Source organism: Desulfobulbus alkaliphilus (assembly GCF_016918545.1).
Classification (GTDB): Bacteria; Desulfobacterota; Desulfobulbia; order Desulfobulbales; family Desulfobulbaceae; genus Desulfobulbus; species Desulfobulbus alkaliphilus.
In genome coordinates this window covers 1-493 of sequence record NZ_JAFFQC010000150.1, presented here as the reverse complement: position 1 = coordinate 493, position 493 = coordinate 1, and the positions used below count along the sequence as shown (strand labels likewise).

The 493-nt window shown below is 65.1% G+C and carries 1 protein-coding gene; it reads right to left on the bottom strand.

All coding sequences use genetic code 11. The features are described from left to right. Positions 1-493: nucleoside recognition domain-containing protein (locus JWG43_RS20690; RefSeq protein ID WP_240193673.1), on the bottom strand; the 493-nt coding region annotated here is incomplete at both ends.

Below are 493 nucleotides of genomic sequence, written 5' to 3'. Positions count from 1 at the left end.
GGGCAGCACCGGCGACAGGATGGTCGCATAGGCCACCATGGTCGAACCGGCGACTGTCGCCAGGCCCACCACCATCATCAGGAAGATTTCGGACCGCGTCAGCTTGTCCAGATAGGCGCGGATCACGATCGGGCTTTCGATCATGCCCAGGAAGATGTTGGCCGCGACCGCCAGGGCCGACGCGCCGCCCAGCCCCATCGTCTTCTGAAACAGGAAGCCGAAGCCCAAGGTGATCCACTTCAGGATCTTCCAGTGCCACAGCAGGGCCGACAGGGCGGAAATCACCAGGATCAGCGGCAGAACCTGGAAGGCGAATGTGAAAAGCGCGCCTTGGTTGGACACTGCATAGGGTTGGTCCCCGCCGGCCAGATAGCCGAAGACGAACTTGGTCCCCTCGGTCGTCGCGACCGCCAGACCATCCACCGCGCCGGTCACCGCCGCCAGCACCGCCTGCGAGCCCGGAATGGCGAACAGGGCCAGCACCAGCCCGGCC